The sequence below is a fragment of the Thermofilum uzonense genome (assembly GCF_000993805.1).
GTDB classification, from domain to species: Archaea; Thermoproteota; Thermoprotei; order Thermofilales; family Thermofilaceae; genus Thermofilum; species Thermofilum uzonense.
On sequence record NZ_CP009961.1, the window covers coordinates 1152963 to 1172381 of the forward strand.

22 protein-coding genes are annotated in these 19419 nt (G+C 44.8%); 10 read left to right on the forward strand and 12 right to left on the reverse strand.

Annotation, left to right across the window (positions count from 1 at the left end; translation table 11 throughout):
• Positions 1-7 precede the first annotated feature (7 nt).
• From tuf to MA03_RS05925, 3 genes are all read right to left on the reverse strand, one after another.
• Positions 8-1309 carry a translation elongation factor EF-1 subunit alpha gene (gene tuf, locus MA03_RS05915; protein ID WP_052884380.1) on the reverse strand — a complete coding sequence of 434 codons (1302 nt, stop codon included), beginning with the start codon at positions 1307-1309 and terminating at the stop codon, positions 8-10.
• Positions 1310-1380: 71 nt separating this feature from the next.
• A complete protein-coding gene (gene cmk / locus MA03_RS05920; RefSeq protein ID WP_052884381.1) occupies positions 1381-1938 on the reverse strand; it encodes a (d)CMP kinase in 558 nt (185 codons plus the stop codon).
• A 6-nt stretch (positions 1939-1944) separates the two neighbouring features.
• Positions 1945-2208, reverse strand: a complete 264-nt coding sequence (locus MA03_RS05925; RefSeq protein ID WP_191118460.1) for an eL34 family ribosomal protein — start codon at positions 2206-2208, stop codon at positions 1945-1947.
• Positions 2209-2274: 66 nt separating this feature from the next.
• On the opposite strand from MA03_RS05925, the gene aspS reads away from it, so the two are divergent.
• From aspS to MA03_RS05945, 4 genes are all read left to right on the forward strand, one after another.
• Complete coding sequence (gene aspS / locus MA03_RS05930; RefSeq protein ID WP_052884383.1) at positions 2275-3546, forward strand: aspartate--tRNA(Asn) ligase; 1272 nt, start codon at positions 2275-2277, stop codon at positions 3544-3546.
• A gap of 9 nt (positions 3547-3555) precedes the next feature.
• Positions 3556-3876 carry an SWIM zinc finger family protein gene (locus tag MA03_RS05935; RefSeq protein ID WP_191118461.1) on the forward strand — a complete coding sequence of 107 codons (321 nt, stop codon included), beginning with the start codon at positions 3556-3558 and terminating at the stop codon, positions 3874-3876.
• Positions 3877-3898: 22 nt separating this feature from the next.
• The gene (locus MA03_RS05940; RefSeq protein ID WP_052884385.1) at positions 3899-5329 is read left to right on the forward strand and encodes a hypothetical protein; all 1431 of its coding nucleotides are present in this window, start codon (positions 3899-3901) and stop codon (positions 5327-5329) included.
• 138 nt (positions 5330-5467) lie between these two features.
• A complete protein-coding gene (locus tag MA03_RS05945) occupies positions 5468-5671 on the forward strand; it encodes a preprotein translocase subunit Sec61beta (RefSeq protein ID WP_191118462.1) in 204 nt (67 codons plus the stop codon).
• Here the strand turns inward: MA03_RS05945 and MA03_RS05950 are convergent.
• The 4 genes from MA03_RS05950 to MA03_RS05965 form a co-directional block, all read right to left on the reverse strand.
• Positions 5631-6419: a geranylgeranylglyceryl/heptaprenylglyceryl phosphate synthase gene (locus tag MA03_RS05950; RefSeq protein ID WP_052884925.1), complete on the reverse strand. Its 789-nt coding sequence runs from the start codon at positions 6417-6419 to the stop codon at positions 5631-5633. The two genes, MA03_RS05945 and MA03_RS05950, sit on opposite strands and share 41 nt — an antisense overlap.
• Complete coding sequence (locus MA03_RS05955) at positions 6400-6693, reverse strand: hypothetical protein (protein WP_052884387.1); 294 nt, start codon at positions 6691-6693, stop codon at positions 6400-6402. Before MA03_RS05955 ends, MA03_RS05950 begins: the two co-directional genes overlap by 20 nt.
• 163 nt (positions 6694-6856) lie before the next feature.
• Complete coding sequence (locus MA03_RS05960; RefSeq protein WP_052884388.1) at positions 6857-7579, reverse strand: nucleotidyltransferase domain-containing protein; 723 nt, start codon at positions 7577-7579, stop codon at positions 6857-6859.
• Positions 7545-7934 (reverse strand): Sjogren's syndrome/scleroderma autoantigen 1 family protein, encoded by a 390-nt coding sequence (locus tag MA03_RS05965; RefSeq protein WP_052884389.1) that lies wholly within the window; start codon positions 7932-7934, stop codon positions 7545-7547. The genes MA03_RS05960 and MA03_RS05965 overlap by 35 nt, the downstream gene beginning before the upstream one ends.
• Positions 7935-7989: 55 nt before the next feature.
• Between MA03_RS05965 and MA03_RS05970 the strand changes: the two genes are divergently transcribed.
• Positions 7990-8562, forward strand: coding sequence for a ZPR1 zinc finger domain-containing protein (locus MA03_RS05970; protein WP_052884390.1), 573 nt, complete (start codon positions 7990-7992; stop codon positions 8560-8562).
• A 9-nt stretch (positions 8563-8571) separates the two neighbouring features.
• On the opposite strand, the gene MA03_RS05975 is transcribed toward MA03_RS05970, so the two are convergent.
• Positions 8572-10461, reverse strand: coding sequence for a DEAD/DEAH box helicase (locus tag MA03_RS05975; protein WP_052884391.1), 1890 nt, complete (start codon positions 10459-10461; stop codon positions 8572-8574).
• Positions 10462-10582: 121 nt separating this feature from the next.
• Here MA03_RS05975 and MA03_RS05980 point away from each other — a divergent pair, with 121 nt between their 5' ends.
• Positions 10583-11203 carry a 30S ribosomal protein S3ae gene (locus MA03_RS05980; RefSeq protein ID WP_191118464.1) on the forward strand — a complete coding sequence of 207 codons (621 nt, stop codon included), beginning with the start codon at positions 10583-10585 and terminating at the stop codon, positions 11201-11203.
• Here the strand turns inward: MA03_RS05980 and MA03_RS05985 are convergent.
• Genes MA03_RS05985 through MA03_RS05995 form a run of 3 tightly spaced genes read right to left on the reverse strand, consistent with a single transcriptional unit; the run spans position 11200 to position 12853 of the window.
• Positions 11200-12216 (reverse strand): DHH family phosphoesterase, encoded by a 1017-nt coding sequence (locus MA03_RS05985; protein WP_052884392.1) that lies wholly within the window; start codon positions 12214-12216, stop codon positions 11200-11202. The two genes, MA03_RS05980 and MA03_RS05985, sit on opposite strands and share 4 nt — an antisense overlap.
• Before the next feature lie 11 nt (positions 12217-12227).
• A complete protein-coding gene (locus MA03_RS05990) occupies positions 12228-12512 on the reverse strand; it encodes a hypothetical protein (RefSeq protein WP_052884393.1) in 285 nt (94 codons plus the stop codon).
• A complete protein-coding gene (locus MA03_RS05995; protein ID WP_052884394.1) occupies positions 12509-12853 on the reverse strand; it encodes a prefoldin subunit in 345 nt (114 codons plus the stop codon). Before MA03_RS05995 ends, MA03_RS05990 begins: the two co-directional genes overlap by 4 nt.
• Before the next feature lie 103 nt (positions 12854-12956).
• Between MA03_RS05995 and MA03_RS06000 the strand changes: the two genes are divergently transcribed.
• The 4 genes from MA03_RS06000 to MA03_RS06015 are packed head-to-tail and all read left to right on the forward strand — an operon-like array spanning position 12957 to position 18528.
• Positions 12957-15068 (forward strand): hypothetical protein, encoded by a 2112-nt coding sequence (locus tag MA03_RS06000; RefSeq protein WP_052884395.1) that lies wholly within the window; start codon positions 12957-12959, stop codon positions 15066-15068.
• A 21-nt stretch (positions 15069-15089) separates the two neighbouring features.
• Positions 15090-16097: a radical SAM protein gene (locus MA03_RS06005; protein ID WP_052884396.1), complete on the forward strand. Its 1008-nt coding sequence runs from the start codon at positions 15090-15092 to the stop codon at positions 16095-16097.
• Between the two features lie 4 nt (positions 16098-16101).
• Positions 16102-17391 carry a histidine--tRNA ligase gene (hisS, locus tag MA03_RS06010; RefSeq protein WP_191118465.1) on the forward strand — a complete coding sequence of 430 codons (1290 nt, stop codon included), beginning with the start codon at positions 16102-16104 and terminating at the stop codon, positions 17389-17391.
• A 30-nt stretch (positions 17392-17421) separates the two neighbouring features.
• A complete protein-coding gene (locus tag MA03_RS06015) occupies positions 17422-18528 on the forward strand; it encodes a bifunctional phosphoglucose/phosphomannose isomerase (protein WP_052884398.1) in 1107 nt (368 codons plus the stop codon).
• A gap of 8 nt (positions 18529-18536) precedes the next feature.
• On the opposite strand, the gene MA03_RS06020 is transcribed toward MA03_RS06015, so the two are convergent.
• Positions 18537-19277 (reverse strand): DUF72 domain-containing protein, encoded by a 741-nt coding sequence (locus MA03_RS06020; protein ID WP_052884399.1) that lies wholly within the window; start codon positions 19275-19277, stop codon positions 18537-18539.
• Positions 19278-19419 lie beyond the last annotated feature (142 nt).

Consider the following 19419-nt stretch of genomic DNA (forward strand, 5'->3'; position numbering starts at 1 on the left):
ACGGCTACTAGTATCCTTCAGCCTTTTTAACGTCTATGACTACTCCAGCCGCTATAGTTCTGCCAGAGTCGCGTACCGCAAACCTGCCCAATGGCGGGAAATCAGAGTATTTCTCGACGACCACTGGCTTTCTAGGCTTAAACCTTACGATAGCTGAGTCGCCTTGTTTGATGTACTGAGGTTTCTCCTCTGCGACGCTACCTGTCCTGGGATCTAGTTTCTGGAGTAGTTCCTCAAAGGTCACAGGAACCGTTGCGGTGTGAACGTGTAGTACCGGGGTATAGCCTGCCGCTATCGCCGTCGGGTGGAACAATACGAAGATACGTCCTATAAACTCGTCCACTACTGTGGGTGGGTTAGTTGTGGGACCGACAACATCGCCGCGCCTGATCTGACTCTTCTCGACACCCTTCACGTTAAAGCCTATGTTGTCGCCGGGTATTGCTTCCTGAATAGGAGTGTGGTGTGTCTCGATGGATTTTACTTCTCCCACAGCCTTTGGCGGGTTTATTATTATCTTGTCGCCGACCCTGAGAACGCCTGTCTCAACCCTGCCTACAGGAACTGTTCCAACGCCTTTGATGGAGTAGACGTCCTGGATTGGAATTCTTAGTGGCTTGTCGATGGGTCGTGGAGGCTCTTTAAAGGTGTCTAGAGCCTCGTAGAGGGAGGGACCGTTGTACCATGGAGTTTTCTCGGGTGAGCGTTTAACTATGTTGACTCCTTCCCAAGCGGAGATTGGTACAAAGTGTATCTCTTCAAGCTTATAGCCGACCATTCTCAGTAGCCTTGAGAGCTGGTTCTTGATATCCTCGTATCTCTGCTGGCTATAATTCACAGTATCCATCTTGTTTATGGCTACCACGAGCTGGTCGACACCCATTGTCTTGGCGAGGAAAATGTGCTCTCGCGTCTGACCAGCCGGACTTATACCGGCCTCGAACTCACCCTCCTTAGCAGACACGACCAGAATTGCAGCATCAGCCTGGCTTGCTCCAGTAATCATGTTCTTGACGAAGTCGCGGTGTCCAGGAGCGTCGATAAGCGTGAAGAAGTACTTCTTTGTCTCGAATTTGTAGAAGCCCAAGTCTATTGTTATTCCGCGCTCGCGCTCCTCCTTCAACCTGTCGAGAACCCAAGCGTACTTAAAGGACTCCCGGCCAAGCTTCTTTGCTTCTTCCTCGTATTGCTGGATTGTTCTGGGGTCTACGGCACCAATTTCATAGAGGAGTCTACCCATGGTGGTGCTCTTTCCGTGGTCTATATGACCGATTACCACTAGATTAAGGTGTGGCTTCTTCTCAGACATTGTCTCACCTATTTCAGCGTAATTGTAGGTAGTGAGAATTATAAAAATTTATCTAGCTAGCCTCGATATTTCTACGCAAATAGCTGAGGATACTTCTCCCTGTATGCGTCTATATATGTGGATACCACTCTCTTGATAGCTTCAGGTGGTAGGTGCTGGGTAGAGACAACGAGATCCGCTACACTATAATCCCTGATGTTGAGCCCATAGTACTTTAAGGCTCTCTCATAGTTGCTTTTCTCGCGTTGAATAATCTCCTCAAGAGCCTCCTCGAAACTTATGCCATCCCGTTTAGCTATTCTCTCAGCCCTGACTTCTCGCGGTGCATCGAAAATAACTTTAATGTGAGCTATGTCCTTGAGAACCCATACTGCGAGGTGTCCCTCAACAACTACCCCTCCGTACAGAGCTTCTATAATAGCTTTCTGGTCTATCATCATGTCTATCTCCATGTTTTTCTCAGCTTCCCTATGCAGTTGGAGAAAGTCTATCCCTCGCTCCCTGGCGATCTCCCTGAAGAGATGCCCGCTTGACACGTAGCGCAAACCATAGTACTCGGAGATAAAACGAGAATACGTTGTTTTCCCACTGCCTGGCGTCCCACTTACAGCTATAACTACGCAGGGCACGGCTTATCAGGCTCTCGTACGAACTGAGACCTTAATGCCCAGCTTTAAGCACCTATGGCAGAGATAACCACCAAAGGCTCTGGTTGGCATCTTTACACCTTTTCGCTCTTCTTTCAAGGTCAGCCTGGGTATTCCTTGGAGAGGCATGCCACAAACAGCGCATTTTGGGTAGTCATGCTTCTTGTCCATAACTCTCAGTACAAGGCGCCCCCCAGGTGTTCTGACATGTCTACGCTTCTTTGTACGTGACCTTAGGCTGGGTCTAACCATCAGGAGCACCAAAGGCTTTATGTGCATGAATTTAAGAAATTTTCGGGTAACCGTCGGTGTCGAGGGATGAGTGAAAAAGCTGGGGTTGTTGAAGGCTGGGTATCAAACGTTAAGACTGTTGGAAAAATAACGTTCATTGAGGTTATAGACGATCTTTCTATATCACCTGTTACCGTCGTTGTGAAAAGAGACAGTGTGGATGCCGAGACATGGAGTAAGGCTTCGTCCATGAAGATTGGTTCGGCGGTAAGGGTAGAGGGTGTTTTTCCCGATATTATCGTTAGCAGAAAAGGACGTGAGCTCCAAGCCAAAGCAATTACTGTACTTTCAGAGCCCATAGAGTTGCCTCCGATTGATCTTACAGGGAAAACTCCAGCGAGCTTTGACCTTTACGTGGATTTCAGGTACCTCGCCCTTCGTCTACCTCGATTCAGAGCTGTTTTTATAGCTCGTGCCAAACTAGTTGAGTTTACACGGGAATTTTTCGCGAAAAATGGCTTCTTAGAGGTACACACGCCTAAGCTCGTAGGCGCAGGTGCCGAGGGGGGTGCTACGCTATTCACTGTCGACTATTTTGGCCAGAAAGCCTATCTCTCCCAGAGCCCGCAGCTCTACAAGCAAATGTTGATGTGCGGTGTTCCAAGAGTATTCGAAATAACCCCATACTTCAGGGCTGAGAAGTTTAGCACGCCTAGACACCTCAACGAGAGCTGGGGGTTGGACGTTGAGATGGGTTTCATAGAGGACGAAGAGGATGTGATGAAAGTCCTTGAAGAGTTCATCGGGGCATCAATCAACTATTTAAGGATGGAGGTCGGAGACATGCTGAAAACCGTAGGGCTCTCGCTTATAGACCCTCCTTCCTCGATACCTAGGATAACATACAGTGAGATTATTGACATTTTAAATAGCATAGGATATAATATACAGTGGGGGGAAGATCTAGACACGCAGGCAGAGAAGAGCCTAGGCGAATACCTCTCCGCTAAAGGTACTCCAATTTATTTCATCACGAAATACCCTTGGGATGCAAAACCATTCTACATCATGCGTGAAGGCGACAATTTGAGCAAGTCATTTGACTTAGATATAAAAGGCATCGAGGTTGCCTCTGGAGGACAGCGAGAACACAGGTACCATGAGCTGGTTCAAAACCTGAAGGCTAAGGGTCTCAGCCTCGAGGAGTTTTCATTCTATATAAAAGCCTTCATGTACGGTATGCCCCCCCATGGCGGATTTGGGCTTGGACTCGACAGGCTCCTTATGACATTTCTTGGCCTTTCTAATATACGAGAAGTGGTATTATTTCCAAGAGATCGTTTCAGACTGATTCCTTAGGGGTTAGATTTGTCCTCAAGAAACCTTATGCGTGCTCGAAAGGCGTTAATGGAGGGAAGGGTCAAGCAGGTAATAGTTGAGAATGTACGGGAAAACGTTGATGTTGAAGTATATATGGTGGAGAGCAAGGATAGGAGGCGTTCCTACATTGTAATCCCGGGTTTATTTTGTTCATGCGAGGACTTCCTCTTCAACGCGGTTTATCGTGAAAAATCAAAGGCTTGTTACCATATGCTTGCTGTGGAACTAGCTATAAAAGAGGGAATTGAACTTAAAAGAGAAAAAGTCTCATTTGAAGAATTTTATAAATCGTTTTTAGCCTCGCTTTGAAGGATATTACTTAGGTTGGATCATGTCTTCGCAAGAAAAAGATGAAATCGAAAGGATCATCCAGGATATACTTAAAGCAAGACCCCAGCTGACACGGGAGAAAATAGAGGAGATGATCGAGGAAAAAGTCAGGGAGTTTGGCGAGATAATTCGTCGGGATGCTGCAGCATTGATGCTGGCTAAAGAGCTAGGGGTAGTTTTATCGCGAGAAGTCGCACCCGCATCGCTTACAACTCTTAAGATTAGGGATCTCGCCGCGGGGTTTAGAGGTGTCGATGTTGAAGGTATAATCGTCTTCAATTCAGGTATAAGGAGGCTAGCCAATGGGAAAAGATATTTCCGTTACGCCTTGGCTGATGAAAGCGGTATAATCTGGGGGGTGGTGTGGGAGGAAAATGTGGAAAAATACTACGATCTACTACATATTGGAGCGAGGGTACGACTCCTTAAGGTTTCCGTGAGGAAGTACCGCGACAAGAACGAAATCTTCTTCGAGAAAAACTCCTCGATAAAGCTCGTTTCCAAGCTGGAATTGGATGAGCTACTCCAGTATATTGACAAGTATAATCCTGGGACGCGACTAGTTAAGACAATTAGAGTGATTTCAATTGACAACAAAAAATGCATCTTAGGCATGGATACGAATTGTTCTCCAGTGGCCGTGCTTACTCCTTTTAACGTATCCCCCCTCGAAAATCATTTCATTGTTTTTAGTGGTTGTCGAGAGTTCACAATGGGTGATATAAGCTTTGCGCAATGTGATGCATCGTCCCAGGAAGTCCTCGATGAGGATCTTGAAAAACAAAAACCTTTCAACTGCCGCAGGGCCATGGCTAACGATTTTTTTGGTTTTAAAGCCGATGTATTGGGCTATGTCCTCTTCCGGAAAAATGGAGGAAGAGTTTACCTTAGACTATTGAGTGGTGGCAGGGAGACGATAGATTCTCTAGTTGTCTCCCATGATAAACCACTAGTGGAGTTCACTATTGGACTAGATCATACCTGTGAAATCGTGGGAGCACGTTCCTCTGAAGGATATTATAGGGAAACGCCCTGTCTCAAGGTAATTGTTGGAGAACAGTTAAAAAAGCCCCCGCGATACGAATTTTCGAAATTCATTGGAATACAGACCTTTGTCTTGAATAGAGCTGTAATTCTTTCGTGGAGCGCCCGTGTTAGGTGTGTAGAGGGAAAGCCACTCTTTCACATGAATTTTCTCTTCGACGATGGGACTTCGACAAGAAGAGGCATATGTAATGACCCTGTAGTTTTCAAGAAGATTTTCGCGATGCCCCCAGAGGAAGCGTGTGAATTCTCGCCAAGCACCCTAGACTTACTTATATCTTATCTTACCGAAGAGCTTCAAGGAAGCGAGGTTATACTCAAAGGGATGATGCTTCCTGGAGGTTATCGACAACCGCTTATAGTTAGAGATGTCATTTTTAATGGCTAGGTTGTGTCTTCCTTACCTATACTTGAATAAAACCAGCACGTCATCGACTATTAGTCGTCTTATTGTCGTCTTATGAGGAAATAATAGCATAGCGAAATGCTTATACATTGCCTCTCTTTTGAAGAGTTCGGGGTTTTTATGAGTAAGAGCGGGTCAAAAAGTAAGAAAAGCCGAAAAGGCGAGAAAGAGAGGAAACCAACAGCTCTCCCGGCAGCCGGTCTCTTGACATTCTACGAAGAGGACATTGGGGGGATAAAGATTAGACCTGAGTTTGTTGTTGCAGGTACTTTCCTTCTAGCGCTTATCGTCGTGATGGCTCATCTTGGAATTTTCGGGCCGTAACTCCCTCCTCAATAGCAGTTATTATGGGATGAAGTCTCTTCTTAACGTTATCAACCTCTTCGACGAGCGTTCCTGTAACTATAATATCTGCACCAGCCATAACAAGCTCTCTCGCCGTTTCCGGCTCCCGTATGCCGCCCCCGACTATTATCGGCAGTGAGACAGTTTTTCGAACAGTCCTTACTACTATCGGAGGAATAGGATCCGCTCCAGAACCCCCTTCAAGATAAACAAAGCTAAATCCCATATACTCTGCTGCAAGCGCATATGCTGCAACCACATCAGGTTTTTCAAAGGGGAGAGGCCTTGTATAGCTTACTAGGGAGACGGCGCCACCCGACCCTAATATGATATAGCCCAAGGAGAGAGCCTCCAGTCCATACCTCTTGACTATTGGTGCACCCTGCATCTGGGCTCCAGTAATAAAATAGGGATTCTGAGAGTTGAGGACAGACATAAACCATACAGCGTCTGCGTGGCGACTGAGTGCCGAAGGAGTCCCAGGGAAGAGTATTACAGGAACATTCGTCGAATTTTTAATGGCAAGTACAACTTCATCGGTCATACTTTCAGAGACCCCGATGCTTCCTCCGACCATTATAGCAGATGTTCCAGCCTCAACTGCTTCAACCGCTATACGGGCGGCTTTTTCTGAAGAAGTCTTATCTGGGTCGATGAGCGTCATGTGAATAGCGCCTTTATCTTTGAGTAGCTGTAGCAGATAATCCCTAACCTTCGTTTTCCGCATTATTCTCATCCTCATGTTTTGAGATCACAGTAAGTTTTCCAGCTTCATAATCGTCTAAAAACCTGCTGAAGTAGTCTACAGGATGGAGATACTGGTTATACTCGTACTCACCTCTCAAACCACAATTAGCACACGTCACAATAACCTTCTTCTCCTTACCTTTCAACACACTAACACTCACTGCGGTTGCACCACACGCCGGACATTGAAACACCGTTGGAAGCTTCCTCTTGGGTACCAAGCGTGGACGTGACCGTTTACGTCGTCTTCCCATATCTCTAGCCTAAGATATGCGAATTAGATGAAGAATATAAGTTTATGCCGTTAATTCGTGTATTCAAATTATATTCACAAAATCACAAAAGAGAAGATCAGTATGTATCCGCTTCCTCTGACAACGGCTTTTAGGAGATTGTATTACAAAAATGCACCTACAATTACTCACAATCTATTAGGCCCTCAATGGCCCTTCTCATAATAGCATTTTGGCGAGCAAGTTTACATGCAATGCTTTCAGGATTTTCTTCTCCTGGGATTTCAACATTTATGAAAAATCCTGTTCTACCTTCGCGTGCACGTTTTTCACGCATTGCTACACGCTCAAGAACAGTTTCAATCGAGATACCTAACATTTCCGCAGCCTCTTTTTCCCTGCCTATGATAGACCACTCCTCATGCCCATAGCCTGTCGGTTCTATAAACAATAGTTGCTTGTTAACCCCCCTAACCCGTACCCCGTCCACAATTTGGTGCATACTGACGGCACCCGCAAAAAATGGGAACTCTTCTTCTGTTTTCTTGAGCTTCGAGAGTGGGACGGAAATCTCGACATTTTCTTCAACTACAGCCGTAAATCTAGGAGACGTTTGTGGGGTAGCTTGTACTATTCGATAAAGTAGAATATCGTATCCAGCCTGCTCTAGGGATAGGGCTATCCGCCAGCTAGGAACATATCTCATGTAAAAAATGTCTATGTCGCTCGAAGGGGTTACATCCCCCCTGGCCAGACTGCCTATCACCAAGGGTTTCTCTTCTAAATTTTCCAAGGCTTTAAGCACTTGAAGCGCTTTCGCTCTTAGAGAGTTTAAAAGCTTCCAAGTAGACTCAGAATAGACAACTGGCCTTCTATCCCTGAACTTTACTGGCAGTATTTTTGGCAAGGGCTTTCACTTTATAAGAAGTCTCAAGTATTTGCAATAGCATCATTATGGCCTTTCCAATCTCGTACATATCTTCAGGACTGGAGACAACACTAAGGCTATTTTGCAGAATCTGAAGTTTCTCTACAACGGTTTGCTCCAAAGACTGTAGCACAAGCCCAGAGCGCGCACGTAACTCCTCTTCATCGCTCATAACAAGAATGAACTTTTGACCACACTTAGGACATATAACTTCTCCTGACTTCAAACGGAACAGTGGTACATTGCAATAAGGGCAAGTCTTATCCAGCATTGTGGCCCCAGACTTCAACAGAGAAGCCATCTTTGCTAGAACCGCTTTTTCCTCCTCTGCCATTCCGGAACACCTATATTTTTTATCCTGCCAGCCCAGCTAAATTTATTGTGTAAGTATGGGGAGCCTGGACAAACTACAAAACATCGATAAAGTAACCAATTTCGGCAGGAAAGTTGGCGAGTTTACAATGGTGTGTCCCTTCTGTGGGGGGCCCCTCAATGTCACAGAGGCCGAGTACGAGATACCCATGCTGGGGAAAGTTTTAATTATTAGCAAGAAGTGCTCAAAGTGCGGCTATAAGAGAAATGACATAATCCCCTTAGAGTATCGCAGGCATACAAGGCTTTACATGAAGGTAGAGGCTCCTGAAGACTTTAGGGTTAAAGTTGTTCGCTCTCCTACGACTAGGATATTGATTCCCGAACTTGGACTTGAGGTAGAGCCTGGCATAGATGCTGAAATGTTTGTAACAAATATTGAGGGCTTGCTTTATCTCTTCCTTGACGCCTTGAAGAGGCTGAAAGTTCTTGATAAGGAGGTAGACACGAGCAGCGCTGAGCGAGTGCTTGAAGAAATAATAGAGCAACAGAAAGGGGGGTTTACCGTGATCTTAGAGGATGTTAATGGGTTAAGTCTCTTCTTGCCTGAAGGAAAGAATATATTAGTTATCACGGAAGAAGTCGAATAATTGCCTGCGCTAGAATGTGTCTAGTCTCCTTTGATAGCTTGACTTTATTTCATCTATTTTTCCGTTCTTAACAGCCCTTACGTATTTATCCAAGCCTTTAAATAAGTAGAGTTCGCGTACCCAGGACCTCCTAATGTACGCGTATTTTTCATGGGGGTCAGATATGTTTACTATCTCGAATACCTTTGATGTTTTTCCTGGCTGGTATCCTAGTACCCTCCCTATACGCTGTATCATCTGTCGCACCTCGCCACTTCCCTCAAATATTACGGCTATCTCTGCATCTGGAACAGTTATTCCCTCGTCAAGAACGGTTGTAGAGACGATTATGTTGGCTCTCCCTTCAAGGAAATCCTTGAATACAAGCTCTCTCTTAGCTGTGGGGGTTTCTCCGGTAATCATTACGACCTTGTAACCCCTCTCACGTAGACTGGAATATATCTTCTCAGCTGTCTTCAGGTATTGGGTGAACACTAGAGTTTTGGCTGAAGGATAAGTGTTCAAAATCTCTACAAGTTTTGCCAATTTTTCCTCCTCGCTCTGTACGAAGTACGAGCGGTACTCCTCTATGGGGGCGACTACTTTAAGCCTTACGAGGTCTTCGTAAGAGAGAGTGTAAAGCAGTTCTCCGCAGAGCTCGTAGAGTAAATTGTGGTTGTTATCTCTGCGAGTAGGAGTCGCTGAAAGGGCGAGCCTATAGAGCGAGTCCAGTCTTAGAGCCACGTTCTTGAATGTTGTAGCCGGGACGTGGTGAGCCTCATCAAAGATGGCTAGTTCAAATTTATCTTTAATGTGGTCTATGTATTTTACAGCACTTGTGTATGTTGCAATCGTTATCTCCCTAATCTTCTGTTCACCCGCGCCTAAGATTCCTACAAAACGTCTGGGAAGCCCTAAATATTTTTCGAGATAGTCAAGCCAAGTCGTCATAAGCTCTTGTGTGGTAACGAGAATTAGAGTTGGCTTTCGCAACCTATAAATGGCTTCCAGAGCTATGAATGATTTTCCTCCTCTGGTGAAAATAGCTATGGTTCCCCTTTTACGGCGCATCCATAGCTCAAGCGCTTCCTGCTGATGTGGTAGGAGCGAAAAAGCCTTGTTCAAGGTAAGCGAAAAAGAAGGCTTCTCCTCTATAAGCGTCTCGACTTTGAATCCGAGGCTTTGGAGCTTAGCGATATATTTGTCAATTAGCGCGATAGGGGCTACTAACGTCTTTTCGATCCAATTCCACTTTGACACACGAAAAGTCCTAGTCACTAGTTCAGAGCCTTGGTACTCGTTATTAGGACCTAGTATTGGTTTTTCAATATTGTAAGTTAAGACCCCTTCATCCAACAATATTTTAGATAAAGTCCGATCCACGACTTTAAACTGAATCTGAAGCACTGCATCCTTGCGCGAAACTTTTACCGTCATCAAGTCCGGATCATGTTCTAGCCTAATCCCATGCTCTTTATGCAGGAGTTCAGTGAAAACGGATAAGTTTACCAGCGACTTTAGATAAATTCTCCCATACTTTATCTCCAAAAATTCGGATAATTTTTCATCCCTTATTATCTTATCCAAGACCTCTTTAGATCCTCTTATCTGTAAAAACTCTGTTAGAATAAGAGAATCTTTTGAGCCAACGTGTTCTCTCTGTGAAGTATGAATTAACAATATTTCTCGAACCTGATCTTCGTTTAGCGTGGAGAATCTTCGGAGTACATGTAGAGTTGCCTCGAGTTCGCTTCTATTCAACTCATTTATCTTCTGCGGAACAGCGACCCATGTCTTGTCGTCCGGGTTGAAGACAGCTATTTTTCTAGCACTAGCCAGAAACTCTTCAAACTCATACCGGCTTAGACCCTTTTTATTTTTAAAATAGAGCCTCAGCTTTTTGTCGTCATCGTTCACCATGGAAGTCACAGATCACCTCCTTCTTCATCGGCCGAAAGTAAAATACTTCCCCCAGATATAAGCTCGCCGATTAACGGAAAATTTAAATGAGTTTGAATGTAGGCTAGCAAGGGTTTGTGTCGTGAGCACAAGGAAAACTCGAGATAAATGGGCAATGAAGAGCTGGGTTCGGGTACTGGCCCCGAAGGCTTTCGGCTTCGCTGATCTAGGAAGTATTCCGGCGAACGAACCTGAGAAAACTATCGGGAGGACAGTCGAAGTCAGCTTTTATGATATAACCAAGGATCCCTCTCAACTTCACATAAAGCTTAAGTTCCAAATAGTCAAAGTAGAAGGTACAACGGCATATACTCAGCTTAAGCTGATGGAACTGACGCGAGACTATATCAGGAGCCTTGTAAGGAGGGGAACCTCCAGGATCGATGCGATCATAGACGTTCAAACAAAAGATGGTGTAAAGCTCAGAGTCATGGGAATGGCTGTTACAATAACGAGGGTGAAAACTTCACAGAGAAAAGCCATTAGGAAAATAATGTTTCAACTGATAGAGGAGAAGGCAAGCCAACTCGATTTTGACACCTTTATCCAGCAGGCAGTCCTTGGAAATATAGCATCAGAAATAGAGGTGAATGCAAGAAAGATCTATCCATTAAAAAAAGCTGAGATTAGGAAGATTAAGGTTCTCACCAATACATTCGAGATCCCATTAACAAAACCCGAGAGCCTTCAAGTTAAGGCCTAGAGTCCTAGAGCTTCTTTCCTGCAAATCTCGTTTAAAAGTTCAACTGAATGCCACAATAGGCGTCTTAAAGACTCATTTCGTATTATATTCGGCTTTATACCCCTCTTGTATATACTGATCCCAGATGCTCCAGGGTGACCCCCTGCCTCAGCTTCTAGGCTAGTTGCCACATCTGCTACAAGCTTTGAGCTATCAAAACCCTTTTCGAGGAGCCTGTTTGAAACTCGTATACTTGTACGTGAAAACTCATGTCCGCCAGCAACTATCGCAAGATCCACACCAAGAGAGACGAGAGCTTTAGCCACGGCGGCCTCGTGGGCACTCGCTTCCGTCACAGCTACCAGGTAGCCGCATATGTCGAGTATGCTTGCCCTCTGAACGCCTTTAAGCTTGGCAATAATCTCTGATCGATCTTCTGGAAATTCTAGCAACTTTAGAGCCATGTCATAGTCACCTTCTTCTTCCAGGAGTATCTTGGAAGCTAGGAAGGTGTTTGGCGTCGTGGAAAGATACCTACGTGTATCGTAAAGAATTCCCGAGAGAGCAATAGTGGAAATCTCTTTCGTGAGACGAACTTTCAGAGCGTCCGCTAGAAGAACAGCTATCACTGTTGCAGAGGGCTCTCCAATTATTAAGCTATAACTAGCCTTGGAAATCAGGTTTCCCGGAGGACTATGGTGATCAATAATAATTATCTCTTTTGCCTTGTCGATTAAGCTAGCCGCTCCCCCTAGCATCATTTTGTTTGAAGTATCGCAGATAACTAGAAGGTCAGCTGTGTCACAGTCTTCCTGCCACGGTACCCGAAGAGAATTGAGTATCCTCTTAGACAGCCTGTCGGGCCCTTCAGGTAGGCATACTTCGGCTTCAAAACCAAGCGTGGTGGAGATGCTTTGGAGGACATAAGCACAACCTATTGCGTCGGGATCGGCATTTCGGTGAGTGATTATCAAGGCCCTTGCTCCCTTTATGGATGAAAAATAATAAGCTGCCTCGCTTACTCGTTGGTTCAAACTTTACACCCTTAAGACAATACTCTGAGCCCTATTCCTTTAAGCTCCTCTTCCGCTTTTCCTAACTCCTCGTCAAGTATTCTTTCAAGAACTCTCCTAATATAGTCGCTATTATAAACTCTAGAGCGCGCCTCTACCTCTATCAAGAGCTCGTATGGCCAGTCTTCACCTAGAAAAGCTGTGATAGTCACCTGAAGGCTAGGGTCGTGAGAAAACTCTTCCTCGACACGCTTCGAAACGCGTTCTATAAGCCTGTCTAGAGCCTCTCGGAGACCTTGGAGAGCATCGTTGCTCACTGAGCCGTACCACCTGGACTAGTGAGCGTTGATTTCAACTGCTTCTCAAGCGAACTAGCCCTTTCACGCAACATTTTTTCCCGCTTAGAGAACTCCTCTATCCTAACCTGTAGGAGCTCTTTCTCGGATGAAAGATCCTTGAGGATCTCATCCTTAGGAGTCTTCATAAGGATCCCGCCCATAGCCTTGTAGACAAACTGGTCGGGTGTTTTTTCTAGCTCTTTTAACGTTTTCTCGATTTCAAGAAGTCTGGCCCTGTATTGTTGTAAATTCAATACTACTGCGCGCAGCTCGTCGACTGTCTGTTGATACTTTATGAGTAGACTCTGATCCACAGACATACGTTTCATATTCCCGAGTAAAGTTAAAATGTTTTTGCTAAAAGGAAACTTTCAAACAACAACTATTTTATCGGAAGCCTGGTATTAAGCCTAGCCGAGCTCAATGATGAGGAAACTGCTAGTCACGCTCGTATTCCTATACTTCTTGGTAAGCCTAGTTGAAAGTCTGAATGCAATGACCCCTAATACGGTAAACATCAAGCCCCTCTATGCCAATACCTCTAGTGTGGTCAACGTGACGGTGTCTGTTCTGACTTGTGATGGTGGAAAACTCGATCCAAATTATTTGAAATATTTGAGAGTGGAGATAAAGGGTAATGAAACGTATCGATCTGCTGGAGAGGACACTAAGTTGTTCCAAATACTGCCAGGTAATTATAGTATAATAGTAGAGTATCTAGGATCAATTGTTTCCCGTTATAACCTGTCGGTGGTCAACAATACTAAGGTAACTTTAAAAGCCAATATTACCAGGGTCGACTTCAAAGTTATGGGGTTACTGTCCTCACAGCCTCTTCGAGGGTATACATTGTCAGTCGATACATTTGGGCTGCTGTTCAACAGTGGATCAAGCGATACTGTATCAGTATGGCTTCCCTTCGGTAACATACAATACACTGTTATATATAGATGGGGGGATTGGGGAAACACTACAGCTTCCGGCAATCTACGAGTCTCGTGTTCCTCGAACTTAGCTGTTGTTAGACTACCAGTTTGGAATATTCTCTACTTTGGCTTTAGCCTGAACGATGGCTCCTCCGTATTAGGGCTTGACGGCTCGGCCGAGGTATACTATCTCGGAAAGCTAACGGGAAAAATAGATTTTAAGAGTGATGATAAACTGAAATTGGAGGGGGCTCTTACCGGGCCCTACACGATCCGTATTTACCTTCATGGAAAAAAGATTGGAGAAAAAACAGTGATTGTAGACGAGAAGTCATGGCAATACAACGTTAGTGTGAATGTCTTGCGTAACCTGTTTGTCAGGCTCAACGACGCGAACAATCGTCCATTAGTCTCGCAAGACCTCGTCGGTGAAGTAAGAACTCCTATAGGAATAGTTGTTAATCAATCCTTGGGCGAGAGCAATGTAATTATCATTCCTCAAACCACTCCGGGTGACTATAACCTTAGAATAACAAGCACGCTTATCGGCGTCGTATATGATGGGAAATTTACCGTCACGAGTGACAGCGCCGAGATCCAGTTGCCTCTTCTTTATACTTCCTTGATATTTAAACCTGAGGCTTCTAGCGTAATACCGCGAGATATAAGCGTGCGAGTATTCTATATTTCCGGCGGCAAGGAGATACTTTTATGGACTACTACGAGCTTGTCAGATGGAAGTGAGAGTATCAAGAGAGTTCCTCTCAGCGTATTACCTGTGGGAAGTAGTGTTAAGGTCGAAGTTCTCTACGCCGGAATAAAATATACTTCTTTCTCAACGGTGAGTGGTGTCGGATCGATCCAGGTAACCCTCCCTCTTTACGATTTAATAATTAAGGTGTACGATAGGAGTGGTGATCCCTTAAGCGGATGTAGCCTTAATCTAACTGCTGGAAATTTACAGTTATCGACAAGGCTACGTGGCGGTCAAGCCTTCTTCCCAAGCATCCCTAAGAGTGATGCCAGGGTCACAGTGGTTTGTAAGGGTGTAACTGTTATCGATGAAATTATACCTGTTGCCTCGGGCAACATAACGCTAACCGCCCCCTTAACGACTCTAAGGGTTGTAGTAAAGAGCTGGTTTGATAGACCCGTCGTAGGTTCAAGAGTCACTGTAACGCTTTTCTCAGGAAACAGGACTTTATACTCTGCCTCAGATGTAACAGATCAAAGTGGGACTGCTTTTCTGACCGACGTCCCCGTCTTGCCGGGTAGCCAGCTCATGCTCCGCGTTGAGTACGGCTCATACGTATACATCCAGCGCTTACAAGGCGATGAAAACACTGTACGAGTATTTCTAGACATCTTAATAGACACACCACTCTTAAAGCTCTCTTTTTCTCAAGTAATAATTACCGGCATAATTTTTCTGAGCCTGGGATTGGCCACAGTCATTGTTCTTAGGAGGCATGAACATATCTCAGCTTTCAAAAACATGTTCGAGGTAGGTGCTGGAGAAGAGGAAGAAAAAGAATCACTCATCCAGAGACTAAAAAACTTGTTCAGGAAGAAAAAGGAGGAGGAAGAAGAGGAAGACATATTCTTCTAGTTCAATTTAGCTGTGGTCTAAATGAGGGCTCTTTATACTATATCGGGTAATCTTCCACTGATAGGTCATATAGCGTTCGGCATAATCGACAGGGGGACTAATCTTTTGCAGGTGCGCCCCACTTCTTTTTGCCCACTCTCATGCATCTTTTGCTCAGTAGATGCTGGTCCTAGATCTAGGAATAGAATAGCAGAATTTATGGTTGACGAGAGATATTTAGTAGAATGGTTTGTAGAAACAGTAAAGGTCAAGAAACTTGAGAGTGCCCATGCCTACATAGATGCAGTCGGGGATCCTCTAACGCACCCGAGAATAATTGAGCTTGTACGCCTCCTAAAGAACACTGGTCGGGCAATAAGTATATCATTGGAGACACACGGTGCTTTACTTACGGAAAAGCTGGCTGAAAAGCTTGAAGAGGCAGGTCTAGACAGGATTAACCTCTCCATAGATTCTCTAGACAAAGAGAAAGCAAGAGTGTTGTCTGGGACACCATGGTTCGACGTTGAGCGTGTTATAAAAGTCGCAGAGCATATCGCTAAAAACCTGAGCATTGACTTGCTGATAGCGCCTGTCTGGGTTCCTGGCTATAACGACGAAGACATATCCCGAATAATAGAATGGGCTCTGCGGATAGGGGCTGGTAAAAAACACCCGCCGCTTGGAATTCAAAAATATGAAGCTCATAAATATGGCAGGAAAGTACCTGGGGTTAAGCCATTGCGATGGCGTGATTTTTACAAACGTCTTAGAGTCTGGGAAGAACAGTATGGCATCAGACTTATTCTTAGTCCGCAAGATTTCGGGATAGTGAAGGCTCCCAGAGTCCCTCTAGCATTCGAGGTCGGAGAGAAGGCAATGGTAAAAGTCGTTGGCCCCGGTTGGCTTAAAGGCCAATGGCTGGCTACCTCCAGGAACCGAGTTGTTACAGTTGTAGGCGTTACGGGACAATCACCTGTAGGGCAACAGATGCGTGTAGAGATTGTAAGGAATAAGGACAATATATATATTGCCAAGCTCTTGTGGTGACAAGATGCCCGTGCAGATATCCTTGCGTCCCCCGCGTGGTACTAAGGATAAACTACCCGATGAAACTTTTATAATGAGAGAGGTCTGTGAAAAGTTGAGAAGTGTATTCGAGCTTTATGGCTATGGTGAGGTAGAAACACCGGCTTTTGAAAACCTAGAGGTTTTGGTTGCTAAAGCCGGTGAAGAAGTCGTTGAACAGATTTATACTTTTAAAGACAAAGCTGGAAGAGATTTAGGGCTTCGGTTTGAGTTGACGACACCGATAGCTAGGATCGTGGCGTCAAGGCTTGAGATGCCTAAACCTCTACGTTTTTATTATATTCAACCCGTCTGGAGGTATGAAGAGCCACAGCGTGGCCGGCTCAGGGAGTTTTGGCAGGCGGGCGTTGAACTTATAGGTGTTTCAGGACCCGAGGGGGACGCTGAGGTAATAGCCGTCGCTCATCATGCTATAAGACACACAGGATTAGAACAATTTAATTTGAGAATAAGTCATAGGGTGATCGTCGAAGACATACTCATATCCTCGGGAATACCCAGGGAGAAGCTCCAGGAGGCGTTTCGGATTCTCGACAAGCTTGATAAGAGAGGTAGAGATTACGTTGTCAGCGAGCTGTCTAAGCTTGGAGCAAGCGAGGCATCCGTGGATAGATCCTTGGAAAAACTCCTAACCTCAGGCCTCGACATCGAGGTTTCAACACCTACAGGAATAGAAAGCCTGAAGTATCTCAGGAGCCTCATAGAAATTCTTGAGGACGCCTATAACATAAAAGTAAGCGTTGACTTTGGAATCGTGAGAGGGCTCGGATACTATACTGGACCCGTCTTCGAAGTAAAAACACCTCTAGGAGGCGAGATAGGCAGCATCGCGGGGGGCGGGAGATATGATGATCTTATAAGTTCACTAGGAGGACCCAGGATACCGGCCACGGGTATGGCTATCGGGGTTGAAAGGCTTATCGAGGCTTTGGCTTCTGAGGGTAAAACCCCTCAAGCACCATCACCGTTTGACGCGGTGGTTATACCAGTAGGTCAATCCCTTGAAGTGCTTAAGTATGCAATAAAAATAGCTGAAATGATACGGAATAAAGGATCCATTCGAAGCATTGTGGAGTATGAGACTGGTTCGCTTTCAAAGGCTCTCGAGAAGGCGTCTAAGAAAGGGGCTACTTTTGCAATTATAGTTGGAGAAAAAGAGGTTAAGCTAAAAAAGGCTAATGTGAGAAACCTTAAAAGATGGAGCGAGACCACCGTAGACTTTGATGAGATTGTTAATTTTGTCGCTTTACAATGATTTTTTAACTAGCATTTGTGTTTTTGACATGTGGGCGCAGGAATAAGTATAGACGATATTTATAGCTTGGTATCTCCGAAAGCTAAACTACTCGACAGCTCTGGGATGTTGCTTCATGCTTTGAGCATGCCAAAGTATCTTTCCGAGAGTATTGTAAGATATAAAGAAGACGTCTCAAAACTGACTTTACCGGATCCTTCCACGTTTGATGGGGTAGTTATAAGCGGTATGGGCGGTTCTTTCATAAGCGGTCTTTTTTTGCAAGATCTAGCATCTGATAGAAGTTCTAAAGCCATTATACTGAACAGGGATGTAAGGCTCCCTAGATTTATAGACGAGAAGAAATTACTGGTTGCTGTCAGCTATTCTGGAAACACTGAAGAAACACTGCGGATTTACCTTGAAGGATTGAGAAGGAATATACCAGTTGTGGCTGTAACTTCTGGAGGTGAGCTGGCTGCAGTTTCTGAGAAACTGGGTAAGCCTGTTATTCGCTTACCACCTGGAATCCCTCCTCGCGCAGCCTTTCCACACCTTACGGCTGCAATTGCAGCTCTGACTTCATCAGTACTAGGCTTAGATCTTCTGGGCGAGCTAAGAAGAGCTATAGATGAACTCGCAAAAAGAGAGGACTCCGTTTTAAGCGATGGCCTAGCCTTGTCCCGTCTTCTATTTAGCGACGTCCAGAATAATTTAACGCCTCTTATCTATGGTTATTCGCCCTATCTATCCCCGGCATATAGATTCAAAACACAGATAAACGAAAACTCAAAGATCCATGCATTCTTCGGCGAGCTGCCGGAGGTAAACCACAACGAGATAATGGGTTGGAACGGCGTACTAAAAAGCTTTACCGTTGTCTTCGTGAGGGGCCGAGAAGAGCCAAAGTATATGGAGGCACGTATAGAGTTTCTTGAGAATTTATTCGATAAAAACAATATAAGGTTTTACAACCTCCACGGAAATTGTGAAAAGAGAGCTTGTGAGCTACTTTCACTCATAATGAAAGCTGACGTGGTGTCAATCGCTCTAGCTCTTCTTCTAGGCGTGGATCCTACGCCCGTTGATACAATAACGCAGCTTAAAAAGTTCCTTGATTCAAAAATCGGTTTCTCATTACATCGCGAGATCAATTGATAATTTCTCTATAACCTCTCAATCATTTTTTTGAGACGGAGAGCGTCGTCAAACATCTGAATGTTGTTAAAGAAAACATATACGCGTGAGGCAGTCAGCGACTCTATCAGTGAAATCAATTTTTTAAGGTCGTAATCAGTATACTTGTACGAGTAATTTACCTCTCCTTTCCCTATTCCGTGAAGCCGAAAATAATAGATTTTTTCCTTTGAGAGAGGAGTATGCCTGAAAGGATCCACAACGTGGACAAGCTTATGCCTGGCTAAAGTATCTGCCAAAAACCCTTCATCTTCGTACCAAGCGCCTCGGGGTTCCCAACCTAGTACTAGATTATCCCTTTCTATCCTGTTAAAGAAGAACTCTAGGTTTTTGACATTCTCGCTTGTAGGAGTGAAACTGGGAGGCGTTTGGAAAACTATAAACGATGACTTTAAAGTATGAGCGGCTCTTTTAGTGTATTCCCAAGCTGACAGTACTTGCTGGGTGGGTTTGAAGAAGCCGTGATCCTCTGTAGCTTTAAAGCCTCTGGCCCTCCTCCACGTTGGGGAACTAGGGGGGTGTGTTATACCCTGGAAAGCTTTAATGGTAAACTCAAAGTCCTCAGGACTCTCTTTCCTCCACTTCGTCAATGTTTCCTCCGATATCACTCTATAAAACGTCTCCTGGAGTTCTACCGCTCTGAAAACCTGGTAATAGTTTTTACGGCCGCCTTTACCTGAAAAACCGCAAGTTCCGATTATAATTTCCACATGAAATTACCACGAGAATGAGATGTAAAAACTTATTCCCGCATATTTTTAGAAGAACTGTCCAATACACTTCCACCACCATAGATTACTCCTAAATCTACTCTATTCTTTAGCGCATTTCCCGTTGACACTGTTCCTGGTT

Coding starts and splice junctions, on each gene's coding strand:
- MA03_RS05970 (WP_052884390.1), top strand. CDS start 7,990: ATGGGGAGCCTGGACAAACTACAAAACATCGATAAAGTAACCAATTTC.
- MA03_RS05975 (WP_052884391.1), bottom strand. CDS start 10,461: ATGGTGAACGATGACGACAAAAAGCTGAGGCTCTATTTTAAAAATAAA.
- hisS (WP_191118465.1), top strand. CDS start 16,102: ATGCCCGTGCAGATATCCTTGCGTCCCCCGCGTGGTACTAAGGATAAA.
- MA03_RS05955 (WP_052884387.1), bottom strand. CDS start 6,693: ATGGGAAGACGACGTAAACGGTCACGTCCACGCTTGGTACCCAAGAGG.
- aspS (WP_052884383.1), top strand. CDS start 2,275: ATGAGTGAAAAAGCTGGGGTTGTTGAAGGCTGGGTATCAAACGTTAAG.
- MA03_RS05965 (WP_052884389.1), bottom strand. CDS start 7,934: ATGGCAGAGGAGGAAAAAGCGGTTCTAGCAAAGATGGCTTCTCTGTTG.
- tuf (WP_052884380.1), bottom strand. CDS start 1,309: ATGTCTGAGAAGAAGCCACACCTTAATCTAGTGGTAATCGGTCATATA.
- MA03_RS05945 (WP_191118462.1), top strand. CDS start 5,468: ATGAGTAAGAGCGGGTCAAAAAGTAAGAAAAGCCGAAAAGGCGAGAAA.
- MA03_RS05995 (WP_052884394.1), bottom strand. CDS start 12,853: ATGTCTGTGGATCAGAGTCTACTCATAAAGTATCAACAGACAGTCGAC.
- MA03_RS05925 (WP_191118460.1), bottom strand. CDS start 2,208: ATGGTTAGACCCAGCCTAAGGTCACGTACAAAGAAGCGTAGACATGTC.
- MA03_RS06005 (WP_052884396.1), top strand. CDS start 15,090: ATGAGGGCTCTTTATACTATATCGGGTAATCTTCCACTGATAGGTCAT.
- MA03_RS05940 (WP_052884385.1), top strand. CDS start 3,899: ATGTCTTCGCAAGAAAAAGATGAAATCGAAAGGATCATCCAGGATATA.
- MA03_RS05950 (WP_052884925.1), bottom strand. CDS start 6,419: ATGCGGAAAACGAAGGTTAGGGATTATCTGCTACAGCTACTCAAAGAT.
- MA03_RS06000 (WP_052884395.1), top strand. CDS start 12,957: ATGATGAGGAAACTGCTAGTCACGCTCGTATTCCTATACTTCTTGGTA.